Genomic DNA, 2,272 nt, shown 5'->3' with positions numbered 1-2,272 from the left:
CCTTTAATTGTTTGACCAGCCCTAATGCGAAGTCAAGCTGCTCCTCCATACTGATGTGGGTATTGTCCAGCAGAATTGCGTCATCCGCTTTGCGCAACGGGCTCACTTCGCGATGGCTATCGATATAATCACGCATTTCGAGGTTATCTTTCACTTCTTCAACAGTGATGTTGGGATTTTTTTCATACATCTCCTTGAACCTTCTCTCTACTCTTGTAGCTATATCGGCTGTCATGAATATTTTCAGTTCCGCGTTGGGAAAAACAGTGGTACCGATATCCCTGCCGTCCATCACGATCCCTTTTTTCTTTCCCATCTTTTGCTGTTGTGCCACAGCGCAGGTGCGAACGGCTGCAATGGAAGCCACTTCACTCACTTTTTCGGCAATGACCAGGTCGCGGATAACATACTCCACATTCTCTTCATTCAGGAAGATCTCCGATTGTTTGGAATTTTCATTGTGCTCGAAATGGAGATGGATATGATCCAGTGCTTCCGCTACTTCTTTTTCATCCGTCCAGTCTATATGATTGCGCAGAAAATATAACGTGATCGCCCGGTACATGGCACCGCTGTCGATGTAAGCGTAGCCGAGTTTTTTTGCCAGTTGCTTTGCCAGCGTGCTCTTTCCGCAGCTGCTCCATCCATCAATCGTTATGATTATCTTTTTTGCCATCTGTATGCAAAAATGGCTAAAAAAAAGATGCCGTCAAAATATCAAATAGAAATCATAATAATTATCTTAGTTCAAATTCTACCCAAAGTGATTACTGCGACAACACTTGCTTATTTATCTTCACAAAAGCAAAAGGGTTCTATTACGCTGTTGAAAAATAACAGGAATGCGGCTTCAATTTACTTAATGGGATATGCACTGGAATTTAGTTTCAAGAGAAAAATCGTAAACACACTTGCATTTAACCGGGGATTTCCTGAAACCAAAAGCGATTTCACCTTTTATAATCCTCAGATTGCTGCATTCAATGCCATTAGTACGGGTATAGCAATTACTCAACTAAGGCAGATAAAAAATCATAATTTGAGTGATTTAATTATTTTTTCCGGTGCAGAAACTCGCATTAAATCTTCATTTTTAATTGAATGGCTAACAGTCCAAAGTTGGAATCCGGAAAACCGGTATAAGATAAAAAGATATACATCAGATCAAACCAATGAATTTATCAGGTCCGCAAAAGTAATTATAAGAGAAATTTCGTAGTTTTATAATAAGAGAAAATAAAATGTCACAGGTTACAAAAAAAAATCATCAGTAAAAGCAGAAAGTGCAACTCGTGGCCGAAAAAAGGTTGCGATGTCGAGTTCTATTGAACATGTTTTACCATTGGGTAACGGCTGGATTGTCAAAAATGATAAATCTGCTAAGTTTACTACAATCACTGATACAAAAAAAGAAGCAATAGAAATAGCTAGAAACATAGCACGTAAAAAAAATATTATATTACTTGTTTATGCTAAAGACGGCACTATACAGTTAGAAGAAAGTTATGTAGAATAAAAAACTTCATGATAAAAAAAACTGTTCTAATCGAACAGTTTTTTTTTATTAACCTATGCTTCCGATTTTTTTTCTTTCTTATTCAACTCTATTTAAGCTGAAGAAAAAAGCCACGAATACACGAATAAAATTCGCTTTGAATAAAACTATCTCATTCGTGTATTCGTGGCAAAAAAATACCCACTTTTCTAAGCGGATATTAAATTTATTCTTCGAAGATCAGGCTTCAGATTTCCCTTTCTTCTTCGACCCTATTTACGTTGAAGAAAAAAGCCACGAATACACGAATAAAATTCGCTTTGAATAAAACTATTTCATTCGTGTATTCGTGGCAAAAAAATACCCGCTTTTTAAGCGGGTATTCAATTTATTTTTCGAAAATCAGGCTTCAGATTTCCCTTTCTTCTTCGGCCCTATTTACGCTGAAGTGAAAAAGCCACGAATACACAAATAAAATTCGCTTTAAATAAAACTATCTCATTCGTGTATTCGTGGCAAAAAAATACCCGCTTTTTAAGCGGGTATTCAATTTATTTTTCGAAGATCAGGCTTCAGATTTCCCTTTCTTCTTCGACCCTATTTACGTTGAAGAGAAAAGCCACGAATACACAAATAAAATTCGCTTTAAATAAAACTATCTCATTCGTGTATTCGTGGCAAAAAAATACCCGCTTTTTAAGCGGGTATTCAATTTATTTTTCGAAGATCAGGCTTCAGATTTCCCTTTCTTCTTCGGCCCTATTTACGCTGAAGTGA

At 36.7% G+C, this 2,272-nt stretch carries 3 protein-coding genes; 2 read left to right on the top strand and 1 reads right to left on the bottom strand.

The features are described from left to right. On the bottom strand, nt 1-676 hold a 676-nt coding region (gene cmk, locus EGI32_RS11115), incomplete at its 3' end, for a (d)CMP kinase (protein ID WP_255155440.1). Between the two features lie 12 nt (nt 677-688). Between cmk and EGI32_RS11110 the strand changes: the two genes are divergently transcribed. Together EGI32_RS11110 and EGI32_RS11105 are read left to right on the top strand one after the other, a co-directional pair. Continuing rightward, nucleotides 689-1,219 carry a hypothetical protein gene (locus EGI32_RS11110; protein WP_255153463.1) on the top strand — a complete coding sequence of 177 codons (531 nt, stop codon included), beginning with the start codon at nt 689-691 and terminating at the stop codon, nt 1,217-1,219. 93 nt (nt 1,220-1,312) lie between these two features. Beyond that, nucleotides 1,313-1,516, top strand: a complete 204-nt coding sequence (locus tag EGI32_RS11105) for a DUF2188 domain-containing protein (protein WP_255153464.1) — start codon at nt 1,313-1,315, stop codon at nt 1,514-1,516. Nucleotides 1,517-2,272 lie beyond the last annotated feature (756 nt).

The sequence above is a fragment of the Ferruginibacter sp. HRS2-29 genome (genome assembly GCF_024343615.1).
Taxonomy (GTDB): domain Bacteria; phylum Bacteroidota; class Bacteroidia; order Chitinophagales; family Chitinophagaceae; genus Ferruginibacter.
The sequence above is the reverse complement of the archived record's forward strand: the minus strand, read 5'-3'. Positions and strand labels throughout refer to the sequence as shown.

Excerpts from the sequence above, each read along its gene's own strand:
- EGI32_RS11110 (WP_255153463.1), top strand. The coding sequence starts at position 689 with ATGGCTAAAAAAAAGATGCCGTCAAAATATCAAATAGAAATCATAATA.
- EGI32_RS11105 (WP_255153464.1), top strand. The coding sequence starts at position 1,313 with ATGTCGAGTTCTATTGAACATGTTTTACCATTGGGTAACGGCTGGATT.